The sequence below is a fragment of the Peribacillus frigoritolerans genome, from assembly GCF_030676415.1.
In the GTDB taxonomy this organism is placed as follows: Bacteria; Bacillota; Bacilli; order Bacillales; family DSM-1321; genus Peribacillus; species Peribacillus frigoritolerans_A.
Window position 1 is genome coordinate 330,762 of record NZ_JAUUTW010000002.1, and the last position, 22,581, is coordinate 353,342.

Consider the following 22,581-nt stretch of genomic DNA (forward strand, 5'->3'; position numbering starts at 1 on the left):
TGCTCAAAATTACATAATTTTTAAAAGGAGGATATATATATGAAGTATTTAACTGGTGCTCAAATCCGCCAAATGTATTTAGACTTTTTTAGTGAAAAAGGCCATAACATCGAACCAAGTGCGTCATTGGTTCCTCATGAAGATCCATCATTGCTTTGGATCAATTCCGGGGTGGCGACTTTAAAGAAATATTTTGATGGACGTGTGATTCCTGAAAATCCAAGGATTACAAATGCTCAAAAGGCCATCCGTACAAACGATATTGAAAACGTGGGGAAAACGGCACGTCATCATACGTTTTTCGAAATGCTCGGAAACTTCTCCATTGGTGAATATTTCAAAGAAGAAGCCATTACATGGGCATGGGAATTTTTGACGGATGAAAAATGGATTGGATTCGATAAAGAGAAATTGGCTGTGACGATCCATCCTGAAGATGATGAAGCATTCGAACTCTGGAATAAGAAAATCGGTGTTCCTGCTGAAAGGATCATTCGCCTGGAAGAAAACTTCTGGGATATCGGTGAGGGTCCAAGCGGTCCGAATACAGAGATTTTCTATGACCGCGGACCAGCATATGGCGATGATCCGAATGATCCGGAACTATATCCCGGCGGGGAAAATGAACGTCATCTGGAAGTCTGGAATCTTGTGTTTTCTCAATTCAACCATAATCCTGACGGTTCTTACACACCGCTTCCAAAGAAAAATATCGATACAGGCATGGGCCTTGAACGTATGGCTTCCGTCGTTCAAGATGTGGCGACGAACTATGATACAGATCTATTCATGCCAATCATCCGGGCAGTCGAAGAGATTTCCGATGTGAAGTATGGTGTTGATTCAGAAAAAGATGTTGCATTCAAGGTCATTGCCGACCATATTCGTACGGTAGCCTTTGCAGTAGGTGACGGGGCTCTTCCATCCAACGAAGGCCGCGGTTATGTATTGCGCCGTTTACTCCGCAGGGCGGTTCGGTATGCTAAGCAAATCAACATCAATCGACCATTCATGTTCGAGCTTGTGACGGTCGTCGGTGAAATCATGAAAGACTTCTACCCTGAAGTCCTCAAGAATAAAGAGTTCATTGCAAAAGTAATCAAAAATGAAGAGGAACGCTTCCATGAAACTCTAAATGATGGGCTGTCCATCCTTTCTGAAGTCATTAAAAAGGAAAAGGAAAAAGGCGGTACGACCATTCCGGGCAGTGATGCATTCCGTTTATATGACACATATGGTTTCCCGATTGAGTTAACGGAAGAATATGCAGAAGAAGAAGGCATGACGGTCGATCAAGCTGGATTTGAAAAAGAGATGGATGCACAGCGTGAACGTGCCCGTTCAGCGCGTCAAGATGTTGATTCCATGCAAATCCAAGGCGGGGTATTGGGCGATATTAAAGTGGAAAGTGAATTTGTCGGCTATGATCAAGTGGCTGTCGAAGCCAAGGTTGCAGCCATCATAAAAAATGGCGAGCTTGTAACGGAGGCACAAGAAGGTGAAGAAGTTCAAGTGATTCTGAACAAGACTCCTTTCTACGCGGAAAGCGGCGGACAAATAGCCGATATAGGAACGATGGCCAGTGAATCCGTGAAGGTTGATGTCCATGATGTCCAAAAAGCTCCCAATGGTCAAAATCTGCACCGTGTAACCATTACTGCCGGCACTTTAACATCAGAGTCCAATATCGTTGCTGCAGTAAATCAAGAAAATCGGATCCATATCACGAAAAACCATACAGCGACGCATCTTCTGCATCAGGCGTTGAAAGATGTGCTTGGTACACATGTCAACCAAGCTGGTTCACTCGTACAGGCTGAGCGCCTTCGTTTCGATTTCTCTCATTTTGGCCAGATAACGGCGGAAGAAATTGAGCAGATCGAAACGATTGTAAATGAAAAGATTTGGCAAAGCTTACAAGTGAATACGGACTATAAAAACATCGAAGAAGCCAAAGCTATGGGCGCAATGGCCTTGTTCGGCGAAAAATACGGCAAGATTGTCCGTGTCGTTCAAATAGGCGATTACAGTCTTGAACTTTGCGGCGGTGTCCACGTCCCGAATACAGCAGTAATCGGCTTGTTCAAAATCGTTTCCGAAAGCGGCATCGGTGCAGGGACTCGCCGTATAGAAGCGGTAACGGGTGCCGGGGCATACAAATTGATGACTGATCAAATCGGTGTCTTGAAAGACGCGGCTGCTAAATTGAAAACGAACTTGAAAGACGTACCTTCAAGAATTGAAACGGTTTTAGCTGAAGTGAAGGATCTTCATCGTGAGAATGAAAGCCTGACTGCAAAATTAAGTAATATTGAAGCAAGCAGCCTTGTTTCTAACGTAAAAGACGTAAATGGTGTTCAAGTATTGGTGGCAAAGGTTCAAGCTACCGACATGAATAATCTGCGTGCCATGGCGGATGATTTGAAACAGAAGCTCGATTCTGTCATTATCGTATTAGGCTCGGCCCAAGGTGATAAAGTCAATTTGATTGCCGGGGTGACTAAGGATTACATCGACCGCGGTTTCCATGCCGGTAAATTGGTCAAAGAAGTGGCTTCCCGTTGCGGTGGTGGCGGTGGCGGACGTCCAGATATGGCCCAAGCCGGCGGAAAAGACCCTGAAAAATTGGATGCAGCACTTAATTTTGTTGAAGAATGGGTCTTATCGATTTCATAATCAATGGAAAGTGTTGTACAATGTAGGTAATAGTGGATTCTGGACGCTGAGGAGAGGTGCATGTTAATGAGTTCCTTTGATAAAACGATGAAATTTAATTTTCCCGAAGAACCATTCGAAAGAGATGTACAAGAAGTATTGTCTCAAGTGTATGTTGCACTTCAGGAAAAAGGTTATAACCCCATAAACCAGATTGTCGGTTATCTATTATCTGGTGACCCGGCCTACATCCCGCGCCATATGGATGCTCGAAACATTATTCGTAAGCTTGAACGCGATGAAATCATCGAAGAATTGGTTAAGTCGTATCTTAAGAACCATCGAGAGGAATACTAATGCGCACAATGGGACTTGATTTAGGTTCAAAAACCATCGGCGTTGCCCTGAGTGACGCGATGGGTTGGACTGCACAAGGATTGGAAACGATCAAAATTAACGAAGCTGGAAATGACTTCGGCTTTAAACGCCTCAATGAAATCATAAAAGAGCATGATGTTTCTAAAATTGTCCTCGGTTTACCTAAAAACATGAATGGGACTGTTGGACCGCGAGGCGAGATCAGCCAAGATTTCGCTAAACGATTAGAAAACAAATTCAAGCTGCCGGTGTTTCTCTGGGATGAACGGTTGACAACTATGGCGGCTGAACGTGTCCTTCTTGAGGCGGACGTGAGCCGAAGCAAACGCAAGAAAGTCATTGATAAAATGGCAGCTGTCATGATTCTGCAAGGATTCTTGGACAGACAAACAAATTCAATATGAGGTGAATACAAATGGAACACGGCGAAAACAACATTACAGTAGTAGATGAAAACGGAAACGAGCAGCTTTGCGAAATCCTTTTCACATTCGACTCAGATAAATTCAACAAATCTTATGTACTTTACTATCCGATGTCTGCAGAAGATGATGAGGAAGAAATTGAAATCCACGCTTCATCATTCGTACCAAGCGAAGATAATAAAGATGGTGAACTTACACCGATCGAAACAGAAGAAGAATGGGATCTTGTCGAAGAAATGTTAAATACATTCCTTGACCAAGAAGAAGCAGAAGAAGAATAAGATTGGAAAAAAACCGGCCCTTAAAGGTCGGTTTTTTTTTTTTGAAAAGAGGCTCAAACTAAAATTTTAAAACTAAGTTGAATGGGAGCGGGTGTTCGAGACTCCTGCGGGAAAAGCGTGTCAAAGGAGACCCCGCAGGCGGAAGCCGAGGAGGCTCCCGAGACCGCCCGCGGAAAGCGAGTGCCTGGAGTGGAAATCAACGTTCTAATTGTACAAACCCTTAAAAACTGTAGACATAAAGGTCGGTTTTTTCATTTATGTACCAGTAACCCCTTATCTTTTCTCCGCGAATAAAAGCATAAAAGTAGCGAGCGGACCCAAAAATAATGATAGCAAGAACCAATTCAACGCCGTTCTATTTTTACCTTGAGCAAGTCCGGCGTTTATGAGTGCCAATGTCCCCCAACCTACAAAATAAGAATGATCCAACTCCTTCACACCTTTCTTCATCCTAAATTAATAATACCATTCCTACATGAATATTCCTGTCATTTCCTCAAATGCCTAACACATGCAGGAAATAAATTTTGGTGCATTTTTTAAGCTGAAGAGATAAGTATCACTATTTTCCTATTTATATTGACAAAAGTAGTGCGTTTTTGCCATAAATAGAGTATTGATGAATGTAGTTTTGCAAAAAACATGTAATTATTTGTTGATTTTAGTATAATGTTCGAAGCAAAGATTAATTAGAGAAAGCATCATCTAGAAACCAAACTGTGGTTGGTGTGAGTTTGCAGGGGGAATGAAAATGGATGAAAAAGATAAAAATTTATCTAAAAAGGAACATATCCGAATGAAATTGTTAGAACAGCAAGGAGAAGCCAAGCTGGTTCGTAAAATCATCATGATTACGATAGCTTCGCTTATTTTACTAATTGGGATAGTTGGTCTTGTGGGCTTTTTATATATCAACTCAGCCATGAAACCAGTCGATCCGGATGATGACACCATCAAGAAAGTGAAAATCCCAATCGGCTCTTCCGTTAACGGAATTTCAACACTGCTTGAAGAGCAGGGAATAATCAAGGACGCACGCGTATTCAAATATTATATTAAATTCCGCAATGAATCCGGTTTTCAGGCAGGGGAGTATAAATTATCACCTTCCATGCCAATTGAAGATATCGTCACAAGCATCAAAACTGGAAAACTCATGAAGGAAGCTGCCATGAAGATAACGATTCCTGAAGGAAAGCAGCTTATCCAAATTGCCGATATCATCGCAGTGAAGACGGGTGAAGATCCGAAAAAGGTCTTTAAGAAATTGAATGATAAGAAGTTCGTAAATTCCATGCAAGAGCAATTTCCGCAGCTCTTGACCTCGGAAATTGAAAACGAAAAGGTTTTATATCCGCTTGAAGGGTACCTTTTCCCAGCTACTTATGACTTTTATGAGGAAAAGCCGACCCTGGAATCGATCGTCATCGAGATGCTGAAGAAAACGGAAGAGACATTGCAGGCTTACGAGAGCCAGATGGACAAGAACGATTATTCCGTACACCAGATGCTGACCTTCGCTTCGCTTGTCGAGGAAGAGGCGACGGCACAAGTCGATCGCGGAAAGATAGCTTCCGTCTTTTACAATCGTATTGAGGAAGAAATGCCGCTTCAAACGGATCCGACCGTTTTGTATGCGAAGGGTTCACATAAGAGCAGGGTGTATTATAAAGACCTTGAGGTGAAATCCCCTTATAATACGTATAAGAACAAGGGGCTGCCGCCAGGGCCGATTGCCAATGCCGGAACGACATCGATCGATGCGGTACTGAAACCTGAGAAAACGGATTATCTGTACTTTTTGGCAACACCTGAAGGGGAAGTCCTTTACTCCAAGACCTTGGATGACCACAATAACAAAAAGGCAGAGCATATTTCCAATAAATAAATAAATAAATAAATGCAATGAGACTGAGAGGGGAGAGATATTACTTTCCCCTTGTTTTTATGATAGAATAGTACAAGTGAATTTTTGATCCGATTCTTATCGGTGACGTAACTCGGCGAATGCCGGGTTTTATTTTGAAAGATAAGGAAATGTAGATCGTCAAGCATACTTGTTTCAGCTCCTTGTGAAGAGATTGTCCAATCAATTTTTTCATGTTACTGACCAAGCGCTTTTGTTTTCCTTATTATTGGAGGAAACGTTTTGAACGGAAAAATAGAACAATATCTTCATTCCTTAATTCCGGAGCGTACGGGTTTGCTTAAGGAGTTGGAAGATTTTGCGATGGAAAATAATGTGCCGATCATGGAGCCCGAAGGCATTGAGGTGCTGCTTCAGATTTTAAGGCTTCATCAGCCAAAGGCGATATTGGAAGTGGGTTCGGCGATTGGCTATTCGGCGATAAGGATGGCTGAGACCCTTCCGGAAGCTCGAATCGTCACACTTGAACGGAATGAAGCCCGTATTGAGCAGGCAAGGGCTAACTTCAAGAAGGCGGGACTGTCGGAAAGGATCACCCTCATTGAAGGGGATGCCCTTGAAGCGGGGCCGAAAGTGATGGAACATGGTCCGTTTGATATTATCTTCGTTGATGCAGCTAAAGGGCAGTACAAGCGATTCTTTGAACTGTTCGAACCATTCCTTGCTGGTGCTGGCATCATCATTACGGATAATGTTTTATTCAAAGGCCTGGTTGCCGAAAACATTGAAGAAATGGAAATGACGAGAAGAAAGCGAGCTCTCATCAAAAAAATCAGAGACTTTAACATCTGGTTACATGACCATCCCAATTTCGATACGGTAATTTTGCCGATTGGTGATGGTGTGGCCATTAGTAAACATAGAGGTGACAAAAATGAAAAAGCCTGAATTACTCGTGACTCCGACAAGTGTCGATCATATAACAGAACTCATCGATGCTGGCGCTGACGCCTTCGTCATTGGCGAACAACGTTATGCGCTTAGGCTGGCAGGGGAGTTCAAACGTGAAGATGTAGAGAAGGCGATTGAGCTTGCACATGCCGCCGGAAAGAAAGTGTACGTATCCATGAACGCCATTTTTCATAATGAAAAAGTGGACGAGCTTGAAGGGTATGTCACTTTCCTTAAGCAGGCTGGTGCCGACCGGATCATATTCGGTGATCCCGCAGTCTTAATGGCTGTCCGTGACGTGGCACCTGATATGCCCCTGCACTGGAATACAGAGATGACGGTAACGAACTGGTACACATGTAATTATTGGGGGAAACGCGGTGCTGTCCGTGCCGTAGCTGCCCGTGAGATAAGTCTGGACGAGATAGTGGAAATGAAGGAAAATGCCGAAGTGGAGATTGAAGTGCAAGTGCACGGCATGACATGCATGTTCCAATCGAAGCGTACTCTCCTAGGTAATTACTTTGAATACCAAGGCAAGGCATTGGAAGTGGAAAATCGTAAGGAACATAGAAATATGTTCTTGCATGATAAGGAACGTGAAAATAAATACCCGATTTATGAAGATGAAAATGGTACACATATCATGAGTCCGAATGATATGTGCATGATTGATGAACTTCAGGAATTGATTGAAGCGGAAATTGATTCACTGAAAATCGAAGGATTATTACAAACACCGGAATATATCATGGAAATGACAAAGTTATATCGGGAAGCGATTGACGTATGTGCTGAAGACCCTGACCGCTATGATGATATGAAATCGGAACTTTTTGAAAAAGTCAAAGCGGTTCAGCCGGATAACCGTGAGTTGGATACCGGGTTCTTCTTTAAAGAATCGGTTTATTAAAGAAAAGGGTAAGAGAAAGAGGAGGAATAGCCTTGAATGCTATTGCTGATAAAATTTCCAAGATCGTTGATGGAAAGAGAGTCATTGTAAAAAAACCGGAATTGCTGGCTCCGGCCGGCAATCTGGAAAAATTAAAAATTGCCGTTCATTACGGCGCGGATGCCGTGTTCATTGGCGGTCAGGAATATGGTCTTCGTTCCAATGCCGGCAACTTCACGTTTGAGGAAATGAAGGAAGGCGTCGAATTCGCTAAAAAGTATGGTGCTAAAGTATATGTAACCACGAATATCTTCGCACATAATGAAAATATCGATGGTCTGGATGAATACCTGGAAGGTCTTCAGGAGGCTGGGGTTCATGGTATCATCGTCGCCGATCCATTAATCATCGAAACCTGTAAAAGGGTCGCTCCGAACGTTGAGATCCATTTAAGCACGCAGCAATCGCTATCGAACTGGAAGGCTGTTCAGTATTGGAAAGAGGAAGGCTTGGAGCGTGTTGTTTTGGCACGTGAGACGAGTGCTGATGAAATCCGTGAAATGAAAGAGAAGGTCGACATCGAAATCGAGGCTTTCGTTCACGGGGCCATGTGCATTGCCTATTCTGGACGCTGCACCCTTTCGAACCATATGACGGCGCGTGATTCGAACCGCGGCGGCTGCTGCCAGTCTTGCCGTTGGGATTATGATTTATATGAGCTGGATCAAGACGGGGAAAAGGCTTTATTCGATAAAGAAGATGCTCCATTCGCAATGAGTCCAAAGGACTTGAAGCTGATTGAATCACTGCCGGGCATGATTGAAATTGGCATAGACAGCTTGAAAGTCGAAGGAAGAATGAAGTCCATTCACTATATCGCTACAGTTGTCAGCGTCTATCGTAAAGTGATTGATGCGTATTGTGCCGATCCGGACAATTTCAAGATTAAACAAGAATGGCTGGAAGAGCTTGATAAGTGTGCGAACCGTGAGACGGCATCATCGTTCATGGAAGGGGAAATTCCTGGGTATAAACAGCAAATGTTCGGGAATCATACCGTAAAGACTCGCTTCGACTTCGCTGGGTTGGTGCTTGATTACGACGAGGAAACTAAAATCGTTACCATGCAGCAACGCAACTTCTTCAAGCCTGGAGATGAAGTGGAGTTTTTTGGACCGGAAATCGAAAACTTCACTCAAAAAATCGGTACGATCTGGGATGAGTCAGGTAAGGAGCTGGAGGCAGCCCGCCATCCGCTTCAAATTGTCCGCATTCAAGTAGATAATAGAGTTTATGTGAACAATATGATGCGGAAGGAGAATTGACATGACAAGAAAGAAACCAGTGGTCATCGGAGTTACCGGAGGTTCGGGATCAGGTAAAACAAGTGTTACCCGTTCCATTTTTGAATTCTTTCAAGGACATTCCATCTTGATGATCGAACAAGATTATTACTATAAAGATCAAAGTCATCTGCCTTTTGAAGAGCGCTTGAAAACGAACTATGATCATCCGCTTGCATTTGATAATGATTTGCTAATCGATCACATTAACGCATTGCTGCGCTATGAAACGATAGAAAAACCCGTTTATGATTATTCAATCCATACGCGTTCAGAAGAAGTCATCACAGTTGAGCCCCAGGATGTCATCATCCTTGAAGGGATTCTTGTGCTGGAGGATGAGCGCCTCCGAGACCTGATGGATATGAAGCTATATGTTGATACGGACGCAGACTTGCGGATCCTTCGTCGGATGACCCGTGATATTAAAGAACGCGGCCGTTCCATAGATTCCGTCATCGAACAATACATCAGTGTAGTCCGTCCGATGCATAACCAGTTCATAGAACCGACGAAGCGTTATGCCGACATCATCATTCCAGAAGGCGGTCAGAACCATGTGGCGATTGACCTTATGGTGACAAAAATTCAAACAATCCTTGAACAAAAGTCTTTTTTGTAATAACATAGCATAAATAATGATAGGTGCCATTTTCCTCCGTTTATTTAAATAATCCCATTTATTTGTTGGGAAAGACTGGACAAATGTTGGAAAACGCAATACTCTATTCTTGATACAGAACGAACCGGCTGCTCACCGCAGTCGGTTTATATACTAAGGAACGGATTGTTTCTTAGTATCGAAGCGCGTACTTTTTAAGTCGCGCAATTATATATTTTGACTCGATTTCAGGGTTAAGCACTATATCGTACATAAACTTGTCACAGCGAATGCTTGCTGTAAAGAATTTGAAGGAGTGAAGGGTTTTGGCAATTGAAAAAGAATATCCAATGACTAAAGAAGGTAAGTTAAAGCTTGAACAGGAACTGGAACAGTTAAAAACGGTTAAACGTAAAGAAGTGGTGGAAAGAATCAAAATCGCCCGCAGTTTTGGGGACCTTTCCGAGAACTCAGAGTACGATTCCGCAAAAGAAGAGCAGGCTTTCGTTGAAGGTCGTATTACAACAATCGAAAACATGATCCGTAATGCAAAAATCATTGAAGGCAATGATACGAATACAGATACAGTTTCACTTGGAAAGTCGGTAACATTCGTGGAACTTCCAAATGGTGACGAAGAAACATATTCCATCGTAGGAAGCGTTGAGGCGGACCCATTCGATGGGAAAATCTCCAATGATTCCCCGATCGCGAAAAGCCTGATAGGGAAAAGGGTCGGCGACAAGGTATCGATCATGACACCTGGCGGCGAAATGAGCGTCAAGATTGTATCCATCGACTAATTAAATGCAAATGAGGGTGTCCATCAGGGCATCCTCTTTTTTATCGAAAAAATGCCCGCGTTAAATTTTTTCATAATTGTTTAAAAATTCGCACCCCGTCAACAATGGTTACGAGGTGTATTTTATGAAAAAGAAACGAATGAGGTTGCTGGCACTTTTTTTGACCACTTTCATGCTGATGCTCATAGGCAGGCTTGCCTACATCCAACTTGTATCGACAGAATCTTTTTCAAAGCATGATGTGAACCTGTTAGAAGCAAGCGTGAATCAGCGTTCACAGATAGTAAAGATTGATGATGGACGCGGAAAGTTTTATGACAGAAAGGGGGAACCGCTTGCCCATGAAGAAATCCCAACGCTCGTCCTATTTCCATTTTTGAAGAAAATGACATGGCCTATAGATGAAGTGGCCTCGATAATAGGCAAATCGGAAGCGGAGTTAAAACGGGCGATAGAACAAGCGGATGAACCATTCGTCTTTGGCGGGGATGAACCGATAGAGTTGACGTCCAGCCAATCGAAGGCAATCAATGAATTGAAGATTCCCGGGGTCTTTGCCGTGAACGAGAAATTATATCATGATCAAACCCCTGCAGCGCAATTGATCGGAACGACGAATATATCTGATGCGGAAAAGAAAAAACGTTATCCGGACATGAATTTATCTCCTGAAACGAAAATAGGCAATACGGGATTGCAAAGGACCTTCGATGAGTTCTTGCTTTCCGCTGGGGAATCGAAGCTCGTTTTTCACGTGGACGCCAGTGGGGGCCCGATGTTCGGTGTCGATGTTAAATATGTGGAACCTGCCAATCCGCTTTACCCGGTGAAGGTCGTGACGACGATCGATAAAGAAATTCAGGAGAAAGCGGAGAAGCTCGTCGATGAACGCGGGATAAAAAAAGGCGGTCTCGTACTGATCGATATCGAAAAAAGTGAAATCGTTGCGATGGTATCACGGCCGGCGCTTAATGTAAAAGATCCGAATGGTGAAGGGGCCGTCAATTTGATGCTGACTCAAAAAACGCCTGGTTCCGTCTTTAAAACGGTCACGGCAGCAGCTGCCATCGATTATGAAGCGGCTAGTCCCACCCGGACATTCAATTGTAATTTGACAATAGACGGGAAAACGGATAAACAGCGGGAACTGGGCATCCTTAATTTTGAAAATAGCTTTGCCCAAAGCTGTAACAGGACATTTGCCGAATTGTCACAGGAAATAGCTGAGAAGGATCCGAACTTTTTGGACAAATATGCAAAAATGTTAGGGTTGGTTGGTGAAACGGGCTGGCAAGGGGACGTCTATCACACCGAAGTCACTCAGTTATATCATGAACAAGCCGGGAAGGTCTGGCATGATGACGATTTAAAAAAAGATCCCAAAATGATTGCTAAAACAGCAATTGGCCAGCAGGATGTCCAAACGACACCGCTCGCGATAGCGAATATGATGGCAACGATTGCCCGCGGCGGCAAGAAGGAACAGGTCAAAGCCGTTTCCAAGGTCGAATTTAACAATAGTACGACCGTAGTCGACTTTCCCAATCAAAGTATTGGAGGCGAGACACTGTCTCCTTATACAACGATGAAGATGCAGCATCTTCTTAGGAAGGTCGTGACGGAAGAGAAAGGGACGGGCGCGTCCTTGAGAGATTTGCCTGTTGAGGTCGCTGGCAAGTCTGGAACAGCCCAGACCAATATCGAAAAAGGGAAGCTCAATAAATGGTTTGCAGGCTACTTTCCATATAAAGATCCCCAATATGCTCTTGTTACCGTAAGTTTTGAAACGGAGGAAAATAGTTCCAGTATGACGCCTCTTTTTTCAGATATTGTAAAAGTCCTGTACTCCAAGGACCAGGACAATAGCGAGAATTGACGAAAAGTGTAGGAAACCCTTCCCTTCTATCTCTGGCTAAATCATGTTAAAATGAGTCAGTAAGAAATGGTAAGGAGGAATGGACCTTGGGCTCACGTTTCAATCAGAGAGATCAAAAAAGAAAAGTAAATAAAATATATAATATTGCAATCTCCATCGTTTCCATTTTAATCGTCATTGTCGCAGTCACGATTTTCTTAAGTGATGATGGCACCGAAACAAAAAAAGCCACGACTGAACCAAAGCAAATCGCCGATACAGATCAGGAGAAAGTAGTGGACAAACCTGCTGGGAAAGAGGAAGAAACCGATTCAGAGAAGGAAGACGCAGTAGGAGATAGTGAAGCAACAGAAGAAGAAGCAGAAGAAGATAGTAAAGCAACAGAAGAAGAAGATAGTAAAGCGACAGAGGAAGATGCAGAAGAGAAGGCTGAAGATGGTGCAGATCCAGAAAAAGCAGGAGATGCCGAACTTGAGGAAGTGGAAAGTAGCGGCGATGGAAATGTTGCGGCTGCATATACGAGTGAGGACTGGAAACCAGTGGGAACTGAGCAATCCGGGGAGCACACTACAAGCTTCGAAAAGGGCTCGGTCGATTGGAATGAAATGAGTAAAGCCATTGCAAGTGGAGCTGGAATCGATGAAGGCAGCATGAAGCTATGGTGGCTGCAAAACGGCGGTTCGTCCAACACGGCAATCGGTACCGTTTCTGAAGGAGATAATCCTAAAACCTTCCGCGTTTATATTGAATGGGTGGACGGATCAGGTTGGAAACCTGTAAAAGTCGAAGAGCTGAAGACAAACGATAAACGATAAAAGGTAATAGTCAAAGTATAAACGAAAAAGCCCCGAAAGGAATTCCACCTTTCGGGGCTTTTTCATGGTAATCACTTTTTTGCTTTAAAGTGGACGACTGCACTATAAAAACGTCTGCCTTCCTCACTTACATACATTTGGTGTGACACGGATTCCACCTGAAGCATGATCGCTTTATTGATTTCAATTTGTGATTGGATTTTTTCTTCAAGATTCTTAATGCTTTCTGCCTCGAAAAATTCTATTTTATCTTCGAATAAGTTTAAGTCGAGTTGAAAACTCATGACTGTTCCCCTCCAACATTCAGATACTGTTAGTTTAACACCATTTTGGCCGAATCTGAACCGAAAAAGGATTTGCCTAAAAAACAAGAACTGTTTCTGAGTTTATTTCATATTATGCTTATAGGTTTTATTATCTTATCATAATAGGTGATTAAAAATGGGCAGAGAATTTATAGATTTATTTGAAGAATGAATGAGAAGACGTTATTAAACATTATGTAGGATATTGGAAAGCTCACCAATTGCGCTTATGGTCACGTGCTAAAAGGTCGACGTAGGTACAAGGAATCTTATTGAACAGCGGAAGCCTTTCCGACGATTATTCTATATTGCATAAATCTTATTAAACTGGTAGGATAACTTAGGAAAGGTGTCCTGATATGACAGTCTTTCCCAACATCCATGAGATGATTAGGGAGACGACGATGATTTGAAATCATCCATTTCCGGTTACCGAATGAATGAAGTCCGTATCTTTGTCTAACTGGAATACTTTAATCCGGGAGGAAACCTAGAGGATATGGATGGGATTTCCAGCTGTCTATATGGATGAAACGTATTTTGATAAGATCCATACGATAAGCGATCGTGATGCTTTTCCATATGGTTAAGGAATTGACGATTAAAGAAGGCCTGTTTGCCAGCAATTCTTCCGGCGCGGCATTTGCAGCGGCCATGAAGGAGGCAGCCAAGGTTTCCAGTGGGCGCGAGTATCGTTGTGATACTCCCGGATTCCAGTGAACGATACTTTAGAAAATAATTTATCAGGGTGGTATATAAAATGGGCAGAGAATTTATAGATTTATTTGAAGAATGGTCGAAATCGTATGATGATACGGTTGGTGGACACGATATTGAGTATCAAGAGGTTTTTAAACATTATGATAGCATATTGGACAGCGTCACGGATCGGGCTCATGGTCATGTACTGGAGTTCGGAGTAGGTACCGGGAATTTGACGGAAAGGCTTTTGAAGAAAGGCCTAAAGGTATCGGGAATAGAACCTTCACCTGCGATGAGGGAAATAGCGATAAGCAAGCTGCGCGGAAAAACAGAGATTGCAGATGGCGATTTTATCGATTTTCCGAAGCCGGAACAAGTTGATTCGATCGTGAGTACGTACGCATTCCATCATTTAACCGATGAAGAAAAAGAAAAAGCGATAGTCAACTATGGAAAGTTACTGAATACTGGTGGTAAAATAGTGTTTGCGGATACGATGTATCAATCAAGGGAAGCGCATGAACGAGCGATTCAAGATGCAAGGCAGGCAGGCTTTCATAATTTGGCGAACGATTTGCAAACGGAATATTATACTACGATTCCTTTTTTGGAAAAAGTGCTTGAAGCAAATGGATATAAAGTGAACTTCGAGCGCTGCAATCAATTTGTCTGGGTTATGGAGGCGGAAAAATTATAGGAAGAGGTTTTTACTAATGAAGGTAGCCATAATCGGAGCAATGGAAGAAGAAGTTACGATTTTACGTGATAAATTGGAAGGTTTGGAGCAGGTGGTCATTGCCGGTTCCGAGTTCAATACAGGCACACTGAATGGTGTCGAGGTCATTTTGCTTAAATCGGGAATCGGTAAAGTGAATGCGGCAATGTCCACTGCGATCCTGTTAGAAAAATTCAAACCGGATGCTGTCATCAATACTGGCTCAGCCGGCGGTTATCATCCAGCACTAAATGTAGGGGATGTGGTCATATCCACGGAAGTACGGCACCATGATGTCGATGTGACGATTTTTGGATATGAGTACGGTCAAGTCCCTCAGCTGCCAGCAGCTTTCATCCCGGATGAAAAGCTTTTCGCAATCGCAGAAGAAGCAGCAAAAGAAATCGAGGATATACAAGTGGCGAAAGGGTTGATCGTGACGGGGGATTCTTTCATGAATGATCCTGACAGGGTTGAATTCGTCAGAGGGAAGTTCTCTGATTTATACGCGGTGGAAATGGAAGCTGCTGCCATTGCTCAGGTAGCTTTCCAATTCAAAACACCGTTTGTCATCATTCGTTCCCTTTCGGATATCGCAGGTAAGGAGTCCAATATTTCCTTTGATAAATTCCTGGAAACAGCGGCTCTTCATTCAGCGGCACTGATTTTGAAAATGGTTGAAAAAATGAAATGAATGGTAAGTGATCAGCGGAAGCCTTTCTGCTGATCATTCTTTATTGCATAATCCTTATTAAATTGGTAGGATAACTATGAAAGGATGTCCGAATATGAAAGTCTTTCAAAATATTCATGAGTTGATAGGGAAAACGCCGATGATGGAAATCACCCATTTCCCGCTTCCGGATGAAGTCCGTATCTTTGCCAAACTGGAATACTTTAATCCGGGAGGCAGTGTGAAGGATCGGCTTGGTCAAGAGCTGTTGGCCCAAGCGTTACAGACCGGGAAGGTGAAAAAGGGCGGGACGATCATCGAACCGACTGCCGGAAATACTGGAATTGGCTTGGCGTTGGCTGCGATAAACAGTGGTGTGGACGTGATATTTTGCGTTCCGGAGAAATTCAGTGCTGAGAAACAGGAATTGATGCGTGCCCTTGGAGCGAATGTGATCCAGACCCCGACAGAGGAAGGGATGACAGGAGCAATCGCCAAGGCTAAGGCGCTGCTGGCTGAAATTCCGGGATCTTATTGTCCCCAGCAGTTCGCCAACCCATCCAATCCTGAAGCATATTATAAAACGCTGGGACCTGAAATATGGGAACAGATGGATGGCGATGTGGATGTGTTTGTTGCCGGTGCCGGGACGGGCGGGACATTCATGGGAACATCGCGATATTTAAAAGAAGAGAACGCTGCTGTCAAAACGGTCATTGTCGAACCAGAAGGATCGATTTTAAACGGCGGCAAAGCGGGATCCCATAAAACAGAGGGGATCGGGATGGAATTTTTACCTGCCTATATGGATGAAACGTATTTTGACCAAATCCATACGATAAGCGATCGTGACGCTTTCCATATGGTAAAGGAATTGGCGATCAAAGAAGGCCTTCTTGTCGGCAGTTCTTCCGGCGCGGCATTTGCAGCGGCCCTGAAAGAAGCGGCCAAGGCTTCCCGGGGGTCGAATATCGTCGTCATATTTCCGGATTCCAGTGAACGATACTTAAGCAAAAAAATTTATCAGGGAGGTATGTAAAATGAGAAAAAAAACACAATTGATCCATGGCGGCATTTTTGGTGATGAAAAAACAGGAGCGGTTTCGGTGCCGATTTATCAAGTGAGCACCTATAAACAGGATGGTCCGGGGAATCATCGGGGATATGAATATTCCCGTACGGGCAACCCAACCCGTCATGCCCTCGAAGAATTGATCAAGGATCTCGAAGAAGGAAAAAGAGGTTTCGCCTTCGGATCAGGAATGGCAGCGATGACCGCGGTTATGATGCTGTTCAGTCAAGGTGATCATGTATTGATGACCGATGACGTTTATGGAGGGTCTTTCCGGGTCATCACTAAGGTGCTTAACCGCTTCGGGGTGGAGGCTACGTTCATCAATACGAGTGACTTAAACTCGATCGAAAAAGAAATAAAGGAAAATACGAAGGCGGTGTTCATTGAAACCCCGACGAATCCATTATTGAAAATCACCGATTTGGAAGAAGTATCAAAAATAGCTAAAGAAAACGGCATCCTCACCATTGTGGATAATACCTTCAGTACGCCATACTGGCAAAATCCACTTACACTTGGAGCCGATATCGTGCTTCATAGCGCTACGAAGTACCTGGGGGGACACAGCGATGTTGTAGCGGGTCTTGTCGTGGTGAATGATGAAAAACTTGGCAATGACCTTCATTTCATCCAAAACTCTACAGGAGGCGTGCTAGGGCCCCAGGATTCATGGTTGCTGATGCGAGGCATTAAAACGCTGGGAATCAGGATGGAAGAACATGAAAAGAATACATCTGAAATCGTACGTTTCCTATCCGGGCATAAAGGCGTTTCGAAAATCCATTACCCAGGTCTTGAAAACCATCCAAATCATGATATTGCGAAAAAACAATCGCGTGGATTCGGAGGTATGGTTTCATTCGATGTCGGCAGTGCCGAAAAAGCCGAGTCCGTTTTGAATAAAGTGAGATTCTTTACCCTTGCTGAAAGTCTGGGGGCGGTGGAGAGCTTAATTTCCATTCCAGCCTTGATGACACATGCTTCCATTCCGGCTGAGCGCCGTGCAGAGCTTGGAATCACAGATGGGTTGATTCGCATTTCAGTTGGTCTGGAAGATGTAGAAGACTTATTGGAAGACTTGGAACAAGCGCTAGAAGGATAATCGGGGAGGGACCGCTTCAAAGCTGACTGCCATTATTTACACCCTTTAATTTGGAATAAATATGGTAGAATGAGATATCGATATCTTATTAGCTTGAAAGAAGGTGGAATGGCATGAAAAACCGCAAAAAACAAACGGCGGCAATACTGCGTTCGAAAATGGTCGATTTCAAACAATTTGCGATCACTTTGTTATGTGTGGGTTCGTTCTTCTATTTAGGAACCATCCTTCCCTCTGGCGACAAAGCGATGATTGACACATATGTCTATATGGGAGCGACAATCATGTTCCTGGGCATATCCATAGTATTTTTCTCATTATCCAAAAAATATAAAAAGATCTTGGCCGAAATGGATGGCCAGGACTCTTTACAACAATAGAAGCAAACCTGATTCTTTAAAGGAATCAGGTTTTTTTGTTTTTCTAACGTTGTTGCCGTATAGGGGCAGATTTATCATACTACTGGCCTCCTTTAGGTAATAATGGCTCTTCCAAAATGGGTAAAAAGATAGAAATTTCAAATAAATGGGCAAAAGCCGTTTACAAATATCTAAAAGGTGGATATACTTACCAAGTAATAAAAAATATTCCAAAGGAGGTCGAAGAAAATGACATTGTATCTATATGGAGTCGTCACTGTTAGCCGGTCCGTTTCAAATGACAATCACATAACATTCGACCTGTGCCAAGCGGAATATTTCTAAAGCAATTTGGCTTTATTAATCATTCAGACATAGCGGCCGCAGGGAGAAGTGTTTTATCCTGCGGCCTTTTTATATTTTCTAAAAAACCCCGCAGGAGGACGTAACTTTCTGCGGCCTTTTTATGCCTTTTTGTTGGGCCGCTCCCTTAAAGGAGGTGATATTATGACACTGAATATGCTTTTTTTCACAATCACGATTAAAATGAAAAAAATGACTGCCGAGGAATGTTTACAACAGGAGAGAATCCACAAGATTCGCGAAGAACATCTAGATAAAGCGATGAAGCATCGTCCTTTTTTCTAAAAATATACGAGGTTGGTATTCCGTTCATAAAAATAAATTCAAGAAAGGTGGAGGTTAATATGTTTAACTTGTTTTACGTAAAAGGAGAGAAGCGTTGCTATTGGCAGGAGAAGGATACCGGCTAACGGATTTGCCGGTGCATTGGCAGCATTGTCATGGTTTGTATGAATATATACAGCGGAAAATGCCATTGGAAAATTGAAAGTTTGAATGGTCATGACGCTGATTGACTCGGAATTGCAACGTTAGAAATGAATAAAATGGAAAAACTCGGCACTCGGGCCGAGTTTTTTTCTTTGCCTGAATCAGCAGCATGGATCTGATGCTCCATAACCAAATCCACATCCCGGTAACCACCAAAACCCGAAAATGAGCAATAAAATCAAGAGGACAATAAACAGGCCATAACCAAAGCCGTAGCCGTAGCCGGACCCTGCATAACAAGGCACAGGAGCCGGATAACCATAGCAGCATCCGTATGGTCCATAGTTATACCCCATCGTAAAAACCCCCTTTCCCTAAAAAATTCCCTATCATTATATGAACATTTGCCTTCGTTCGTTTGGGAATTCATCCAGGCTGGTTTGAACATTTAACACTTTCATGATTTCTTTTAGTGGGACAGACACGAACAAGCCCACTGTTGCATAGGTATGAATAGGGAAACCAAAGAAACGGGGGATGAAACCAATGCCCGGAATACTTACAGTTGTCGGTTATATTATCAAAGAATTTTACTTATTCGTTTCCTATGTGAAAAACAACGCTTTTCCCCAGCCCTTGTCATCTCAGGATGAAAAGAAATATCTGAAGCTTATGAGTGAGGGAGACGGTGATGCCCGTAACATCCTGATCGAGCATAATCTCAGGCTTGTTGCCCATATCGTCAAGAAATTCGAGAATACGGGCGAAGATACAGAGGATTTGATTTCGATTGGGACAATTGGTTTGATAAAGGCCATTGAGAGTTATTCGGATGGGAAGGGTACGAAGCTGGCCACATATGCGGCGCGATGCATTGAGAATGAAATCTTGATGCATTTACGAGCGACAAAGAAAACGAAGAAAGATATTTCCCTGCATGATCCGATCGGTCAAGATAAAGAAGGAAATGAAATCAGTTTAATCGATGTACTGAAATCGGAATCGGAAGATGTCATCGATACGATTCAGCTCAATATGGAAATTGAAAAAGTGAAAAAGTATATTGATATTTTGGATGAACGCGAAAAGGAAGTCATTGTAGGCAGGTTCGGACTGGATTTGAAAAAGGAAAAAACCCAGAGGGAAATCGCTAAAGAGCTTGGCATTTCCCGCAGTTATGTATCAAGGATCGAAAAACGTGCTTTAATGAAGATGTTCCACGAATTTTACAGAGCAGAAAAAGAGAAGGAAAAGAAAGCTAAAGGATAGGAAGGGTAAAAGTCAAAGAGAGTGCGGGGAAATTTCCCCGCACTCTTTTTTTTTAATATTTATTTCTGATCAAATCTGCAAATGCATGATAAATCTCGATTCCCTGAAAAAGGAACAGACGTGAAGCGGTTAAAGAAAAGACCCCTATCATAATTAGTCGAAACCACATATGAATCACTCCTCCATTTTATTTTTTTATAAAATGTCAGAGTGTATGGCTACGTAATTCGCCTGAAAAAAAACCGGACTGAGATATCGACGGCGGAGATTTGAGTGAAAATAAAGAAAACTCAAAACGGAAAATTCGAAAATGAGAATAATGATAAGGGACTGCCAGGAACTAAGGGGAGGCACGAAAGGCTGTTTCTTGTCGGCCTTATCCCAATGGTGAACATCGGTATGTTCTTCAATGGTTAGCTGCTGTGCATGATGTTGGAACTGTATGGGCAGTGTCCAAAGGAGCAGGATGATGGCAGACATGTGAATAAAGAATTTCATATGAATCAACCACCCCTTTCCCAAGAATATATTCATCATAACATGCTTTTAATCCGGGATATAGAAAAATGTCCTGATAAAATACTGAAAATTCCTTTTAATTAGAAAAATTTTGAATTAACCTCTATAATGGGATTAGTGATAAAAAGGGGGAATGCAGGATGGGGTATTCTTTGACGTGGGATTTGGATATCTTTTTTAAAGGAGGAAGCTCTTCTAAGGAGTTCCTGATTTTTTTAGATGAAATTAACGAAGAGGTAAAAGAATTAGACCGACTTGTCAGCAATATCAATCCAGAAGGAAATGAAGAAATCAGTTTAATCCAGGCAGTAGATCTTTTTAAACATACAAATATGAAATCCACGCAGGCCAGTGCTTTCATTGGATGCCTGGAAGCTCAAAATGCGCAGGATAAAAAGGCTGGTCAGCTGCGGATCAAACAAATGAAGATAGTCGCTTCACTAAAAATGGTGTTAAGCGAGCTGGATGAAAAGTTGATACAGCTTGATGATGCGTTTTTTAAAAAAATCCTCGAAAAAGAACCATTGAATGAATTGAAATTCGTATTGAATGAACGTCGGGAAAAGGCAAAGGAAAAGCTTTCCGTGAAGGAAGAATCATTAATCACCCAATTGGCCATGGACGGTTTCGAAGGTTGGAGCCAAATGTATGATACGATCGTCGGTTCAATGACCATCCCTTTTAAGGGTGAAAAGCTTTCTGTAGGCCAGGCGGCGAATAAATTTTCTGATCCTGATGAAAGGGCCCGAAAAGAATTATTTACTGCGTGGGAACAGGCTTGGGAGGAAAAAAGTGACCTTTTTGCCCGGACTTTGAACCACTTGGCTGGATTCCGTCTCAGTGTGAATGAAAAAAGGGGCTGGGATGATATTTTGAAGGAGCCTCTTGAAATAGGGAGGATGAATCAAGAAACCCTTGAAAGCATGTGGAATGTAATTGCCGATCATAAGGGGCCGCTTGTGAGGTTTTTGGAAAGGAAAGCGGAGTTACTGGATTTGGATAAATTAAGTTGGGCGGATTTGGATGCACCGCTCGCTGTTACAGCAGAGTCCAAAGTAATGGATTATCAAGAAGGTGCAGACTTCATCATCCAGCAATTCTCTAAGTTCGGCTCTCAATTAGCAAACTTCACCCAAAAAGCTTTTGAAGACAGCTGGATTGAAGCTGAGGACAGACCAGGTAAGAGACCAGGCGGTTTTTGCACCGGCTTTCCATTAAATAAGCAGTCAAGAATTTTCATGACGTATTCGGGCACCCCATCCAATGTATCGACATTGGCTCATGAATTGGGACATGCATTCCATTCTTATGCGATGAGGGATATCCATCCATTGAATCGGTCATATGCAATGAATGTGGCTGAAACCGCCTCTACTTTTGCTGAAATGGTCGTAGCGGATGCAGCTGTGAAGGAAGCGGCCAGTGAGGAAGAAAAGCTGGTGCTTTTAGAAGATAAAATTCAGCGTTCCGTGGCATTATTGATGAATATCCATGCCCGCTACTTATTCGAAACAAGGTTTTATGATGAGAGGAAACAAGGATATGTCAGTGCCGAACGGTTGAATGAACTGATGGTCGATGCACAAAAAGAAGCGTATGGCGATGCTTTAAGTGATTATCATCCAACGTTCTGGGCTTCAAAGCTCCATTTTTATATTACAGGTGTACCATTTTATAATTTTCCGTACACATTCGGGTACTTATTCTCATTAGGCATATACGCGAATGCGATGAAAGAACCTGCTGGATTCGAAGAGAAATATATCGCTCTATTAAAGGATACCGGTTCCATGAAGGTCGAGGATTTGGCGGAGAAACATTTAGGCGTCGATTTAATGACCCGGGATTTTTGGGAAGAAGCGGTCAATGCCTGTATGGAGGATGTAGCAGAATTCATGCGTTTGACCGACCCTCTAGTCCGAAAAGCATAAGATGGGTTTTTAGCTGAATATGAACAAGAAAAGCGGATGTCCGGTTTAGGACATCCGCTCAGTTTGTAGACAAAAGGGGTTCGGAATTAAAAAATTCTGAACCCCTTTTGAAATTCCCTTTGAATTTTCGCCCGAAGGGCAAAGGTAACAATCAAAATGTTCATCGTATACATAGTCCTGTTTGCGGAAAAATCCTTCTTTGGTGCGAGGACGTGTATAAGGTAAAGCCGGTATGATTTCTTTGTTAAATAG

Annotated in this window: 26 protein-coding genes; 20 read left to right on the forward strand and 6 right to left on the reverse strand. The window is 42.8% G+C overall.

Annotation, left to right across the window (positions count from 1 at the left end; all coding sequences use genetic code 11):
* The first annotated feature begins 39 nt into the window (after positions 1 to 39).
* From alaS to Q8G36_RS03590, 4 genes are all read left to right on the forward strand, one after another.
* On the forward strand, positions 40 to 2,676 hold the full coding sequence (alaS, locus tag Q8G36_RS03575; RefSeq protein ID WP_305159009.1) for an alanine--tRNA ligase: 2,637 nt from the start codon (positions 40 to 42) through the stop codon (positions 2,674 to 2,676).
* Positions 2,677 to 2,742: 66 nt separating this feature from the next.
* The gene (locus Q8G36_RS03580; protein WP_034311358.1) at positions 2,743 to 3,012 is read left to right on the forward strand and encodes an IreB family regulatory phosphoprotein; all 270 of its coding nucleotides are present in this window, start codon (positions 2,743 to 2,745) and stop codon (positions 3,010 to 3,012) included.
* Positions 3,012 to 3,437, forward strand: coding sequence for a Holliday junction resolvase RuvX (gene ruvX, locus Q8G36_RS03585; protein ID WP_034308633.1), 426 nt, complete (start codon positions 3,012 to 3,014; stop codon positions 3,435 to 3,437). Before Q8G36_RS03580 ends, ruvX begins: the two co-directional genes overlap by 1 nt.
* 11 nt (positions 3,438 to 3,448) lie before the next feature.
* Positions 3,449 to 3,739, forward strand: coding sequence for a DUF1292 domain-containing protein (locus Q8G36_RS03590; protein WP_063232962.1), 291 nt, complete (start codon positions 3,449 to 3,451; stop codon positions 3,737 to 3,739).
* Positions 3,740 to 4,012: 273 nt separating this feature from the next.
* Here the strand turns inward: Q8G36_RS03590 and Q8G36_RS03595 are convergent, their stop codons facing one another.
* The gene (locus tag Q8G36_RS03595) at positions 4,013 to 4,177 is read right to left on the reverse strand and encodes a hypothetical protein (protein WP_305159035.1); all 165 of its coding nucleotides are present in this window, start codon (positions 4,175 to 4,177) and stop codon (positions 4,013 to 4,015) included.
* Positions 4,178 to 4,490: 313 nt separating this feature from the next.
* On the opposite strand from Q8G36_RS03595, the gene mltG reads away from it, so the two are divergent.
* The 8 genes from mltG (at position 4,491) to Q8G36_RS03635 (ending at position 12,887) form a co-directional block, all read left to right on the forward strand.
* Positions 4,491 to 5,627 carry an endolytic transglycosylase MltG gene (gene mltG / locus Q8G36_RS03600; protein ID WP_305159010.1) on the forward strand — a complete coding sequence of 379 codons (1,137 nt, stop codon included), beginning with the start codon at positions 4,491 to 4,493 and terminating at the stop codon, positions 5,625 to 5,627.
* Positions 5,628 to 5,888: 261 nt separating this feature from the next.
* The gene (locus Q8G36_RS03605) at positions 5,889 to 6,554 is read left to right on the forward strand and encodes an O-methyltransferase (protein ID WP_081395487.1); all 666 of its coding nucleotides are present in this window, start codon (positions 5,889 to 5,891) and stop codon (positions 6,552 to 6,554) included.
* On the forward strand, positions 6,541 to 7,470 hold the full coding sequence (locus Q8G36_RS03610) for a peptidase U32 family protein (RefSeq protein WP_305159011.1): 930 nt from the start codon (positions 6,541 to 6,543) through the stop codon (positions 7,468 to 7,470). The genes Q8G36_RS03605 and Q8G36_RS03610 overlap by 14 nt, the downstream gene beginning before the upstream one ends.
* Positions 7,471 to 7,502: 32 nt before the next feature.
* Positions 7,503 to 8,774, forward strand: a complete 1,272-nt coding sequence (locus Q8G36_RS03615; RefSeq protein ID WP_144479406.1) for a peptidase U32 family protein — start codon at positions 7,503 to 7,505, stop codon at positions 8,772 to 8,774.
* A gap of 1 nt (position 8,775) precedes the next feature.
* Positions 8,776 to 9,414 carry a uridine kinase gene (gene udk / locus Q8G36_RS03620; protein WP_034308619.1) on the forward strand — a complete coding sequence of 213 codons (639 nt, stop codon included), beginning with the start codon at positions 8,776 to 8,778 and terminating at the stop codon, positions 9,412 to 9,414.
* 305 nt (positions 9,415 to 9,719) lie between these two features.
* Entirely contained in the window at positions 9,720 to 10,196 is a 477-nt protein-coding gene (greA, locus tag Q8G36_RS03625) for a transcription elongation factor GreA (RefSeq protein ID WP_305159012.1), read from the forward strand.
* Between the two features lie 124 nt (positions 10,197 to 10,320).
* Entirely contained in the window at positions 10,321 to 12,072 is a 1,752-nt protein-coding gene (locus tag Q8G36_RS03630) for a peptidoglycan D,D-transpeptidase FtsI family protein (RefSeq protein WP_305159013.1), read from the forward strand.
* 86 nt (positions 12,073 to 12,158) lie between these two features.
* Positions 12,159 to 12,887, forward strand: coding sequence for a YrrS family protein (locus Q8G36_RS03635; protein ID WP_305159014.1), 729 nt, complete (start codon positions 12,159 to 12,161; stop codon positions 12,885 to 12,887).
* Positions 12,888 to 12,958: 71 nt separating this feature from the next.
* Here the strand turns inward: Q8G36_RS03635 and Q8G36_RS03640 are convergent, their stop codons facing one another.
* Positions 12,959 to 13,171: a DUF2536 family protein gene (locus tag Q8G36_RS03640; RefSeq protein WP_048682770.1), complete on the reverse strand. Its 213-nt coding sequence runs from the start codon at positions 13,169 to 13,171 to the stop codon at positions 12,959 to 12,961.
* A 494-nt stretch (positions 13,172 to 13,665) separates the two neighbouring features.
* A complete protein-coding gene (locus tag Q8G36_RS29015) occupies positions 13,666 to 13,848 on the reverse strand; it encodes a hypothetical protein (protein ID WP_336622947.1) in 183 nt (60 codons plus the stop codon).
* 104 nt (positions 13,849 to 13,952) lie between these two features.
* Here Q8G36_RS29015 and Q8G36_RS03650 point away from each other — a divergent pair, with 104 nt between their 5' ends.
* The 6 genes from Q8G36_RS03650 to Q8G36_RS03675 all read left to right on the forward strand — a co-directional run bounded on the left by Q8G36_RS03650 (position 13,953) and on the right by Q8G36_RS03675 (position 18,466).
* A complete protein-coding gene (locus Q8G36_RS03650; protein ID WP_305159015.1) occupies positions 13,953 to 14,591 on the forward strand; it encodes a class I SAM-dependent DNA methyltransferase in 639 nt (212 codons plus the stop codon).
* A gap of 16 nt (positions 14,592 to 14,607) precedes the next feature.
* The gene (gene mtnN / locus Q8G36_RS03655) at positions 14,608 to 15,303 is read left to right on the forward strand and encodes a 5'-methylthioadenosine/S-adenosylhomocysteine nucleosidase (RefSeq protein ID WP_305159016.1); all 696 of its coding nucleotides are present in this window, start codon (positions 14,608 to 14,610) and stop codon (positions 15,301 to 15,303) included.
* Between the two features lie 94 nt (positions 15,304 to 15,397).
* Positions 15,398 to 16,321: a PLP-dependent cysteine synthase family protein gene (locus Q8G36_RS03660; protein ID WP_305159017.1), complete on the forward strand. Its 924-nt coding sequence runs from the start codon at positions 15,398 to 15,400 to the stop codon at positions 16,319 to 16,321.
* Between the two features lies 1 nt (position 16,322).
* Positions 16,323 to 17,459, forward strand: coding sequence for a bifunctional cystathionine gamma-lyase/homocysteine desulfhydrase (locus tag Q8G36_RS03665; protein ID WP_305159018.1), 1,137 nt, complete (start codon positions 16,323 to 16,325; stop codon positions 17,457 to 17,459).
* Between the two features lie 113 nt (positions 17,460 to 17,572).
* A complete protein-coding gene (locus tag Q8G36_RS03670; RefSeq protein WP_305159019.1) occupies positions 17,573 to 17,839 on the forward strand; it encodes a YrhC family protein in 267 nt (88 codons plus the stop codon).
* Positions 17,840 to 18,325: 486 nt separating this feature from the next.
* Positions 18,326 to 18,466: a YrzI family small protein gene (locus tag Q8G36_RS03675; RefSeq protein WP_072273247.1), complete on the forward strand. Its 141-nt coding sequence runs from the start codon at positions 18,326 to 18,328 to the stop codon at positions 18,464 to 18,466.
* A gap of 305 nt (positions 18,467 to 18,771) precedes the next feature.
* Here the strand turns inward: Q8G36_RS03675 and Q8G36_RS03680 are convergent, their stop codons facing one another.
* Positions 18,772 to 18,966, reverse strand: coding sequence for a hypothetical protein (locus Q8G36_RS03680; RefSeq protein WP_305159020.1), 195 nt, complete (start codon positions 18,964 to 18,966; stop codon positions 18,772 to 18,774).
* A gap of 190 nt (positions 18,967 to 19,156) precedes the next feature.
* On the opposite strand from Q8G36_RS03680, the gene sigK reads away from it, so the two are divergent.
* Positions 19,157 to 19,879, forward strand: a complete 723-nt coding sequence (sigK, locus tag Q8G36_RS03685; protein ID WP_034308596.1) for an RNA polymerase sporulation sigma factor SigK — start codon at positions 19,157 to 19,159, stop codon at positions 19,877 to 19,879.
* 195 nt (positions 19,880 to 20,074) lie between these two features.
* On the opposite strand, the gene Q8G36_RS03690 is transcribed toward sigK, so the two are convergent.
* Complete coding sequence (locus Q8G36_RS03690; protein WP_305159021.1) at positions 20,075 to 20,377, reverse strand: hypothetical protein; 303 nt, start codon at positions 20,375 to 20,377, stop codon at positions 20,075 to 20,077.
* A gap of 161 nt (positions 20,378 to 20,538) precedes the next feature.
* Here Q8G36_RS03690 and Q8G36_RS03695 point away from each other — a divergent pair, with 161 nt between their 5' ends.
* Positions 20,539 to 22,329: a M3 family oligoendopeptidase gene (locus tag Q8G36_RS03695; protein ID WP_305159022.1), complete on the forward strand. Its 1,791-nt coding sequence runs from the start codon at positions 20,539 to 20,541 to the stop codon at positions 22,327 to 22,329.
* A gap of 45 nt (positions 22,330 to 22,374) precedes the next feature.
* Here Q8G36_RS03695 and Q8G36_RS03700 read toward each other — a convergent pair.
* Positions 22,375 to 22,581 (reverse strand): hypothetical protein (locus Q8G36_RS03700; protein ID WP_305159036.1); only part of this gene is annotated, 207 nt, incomplete at its 5' end.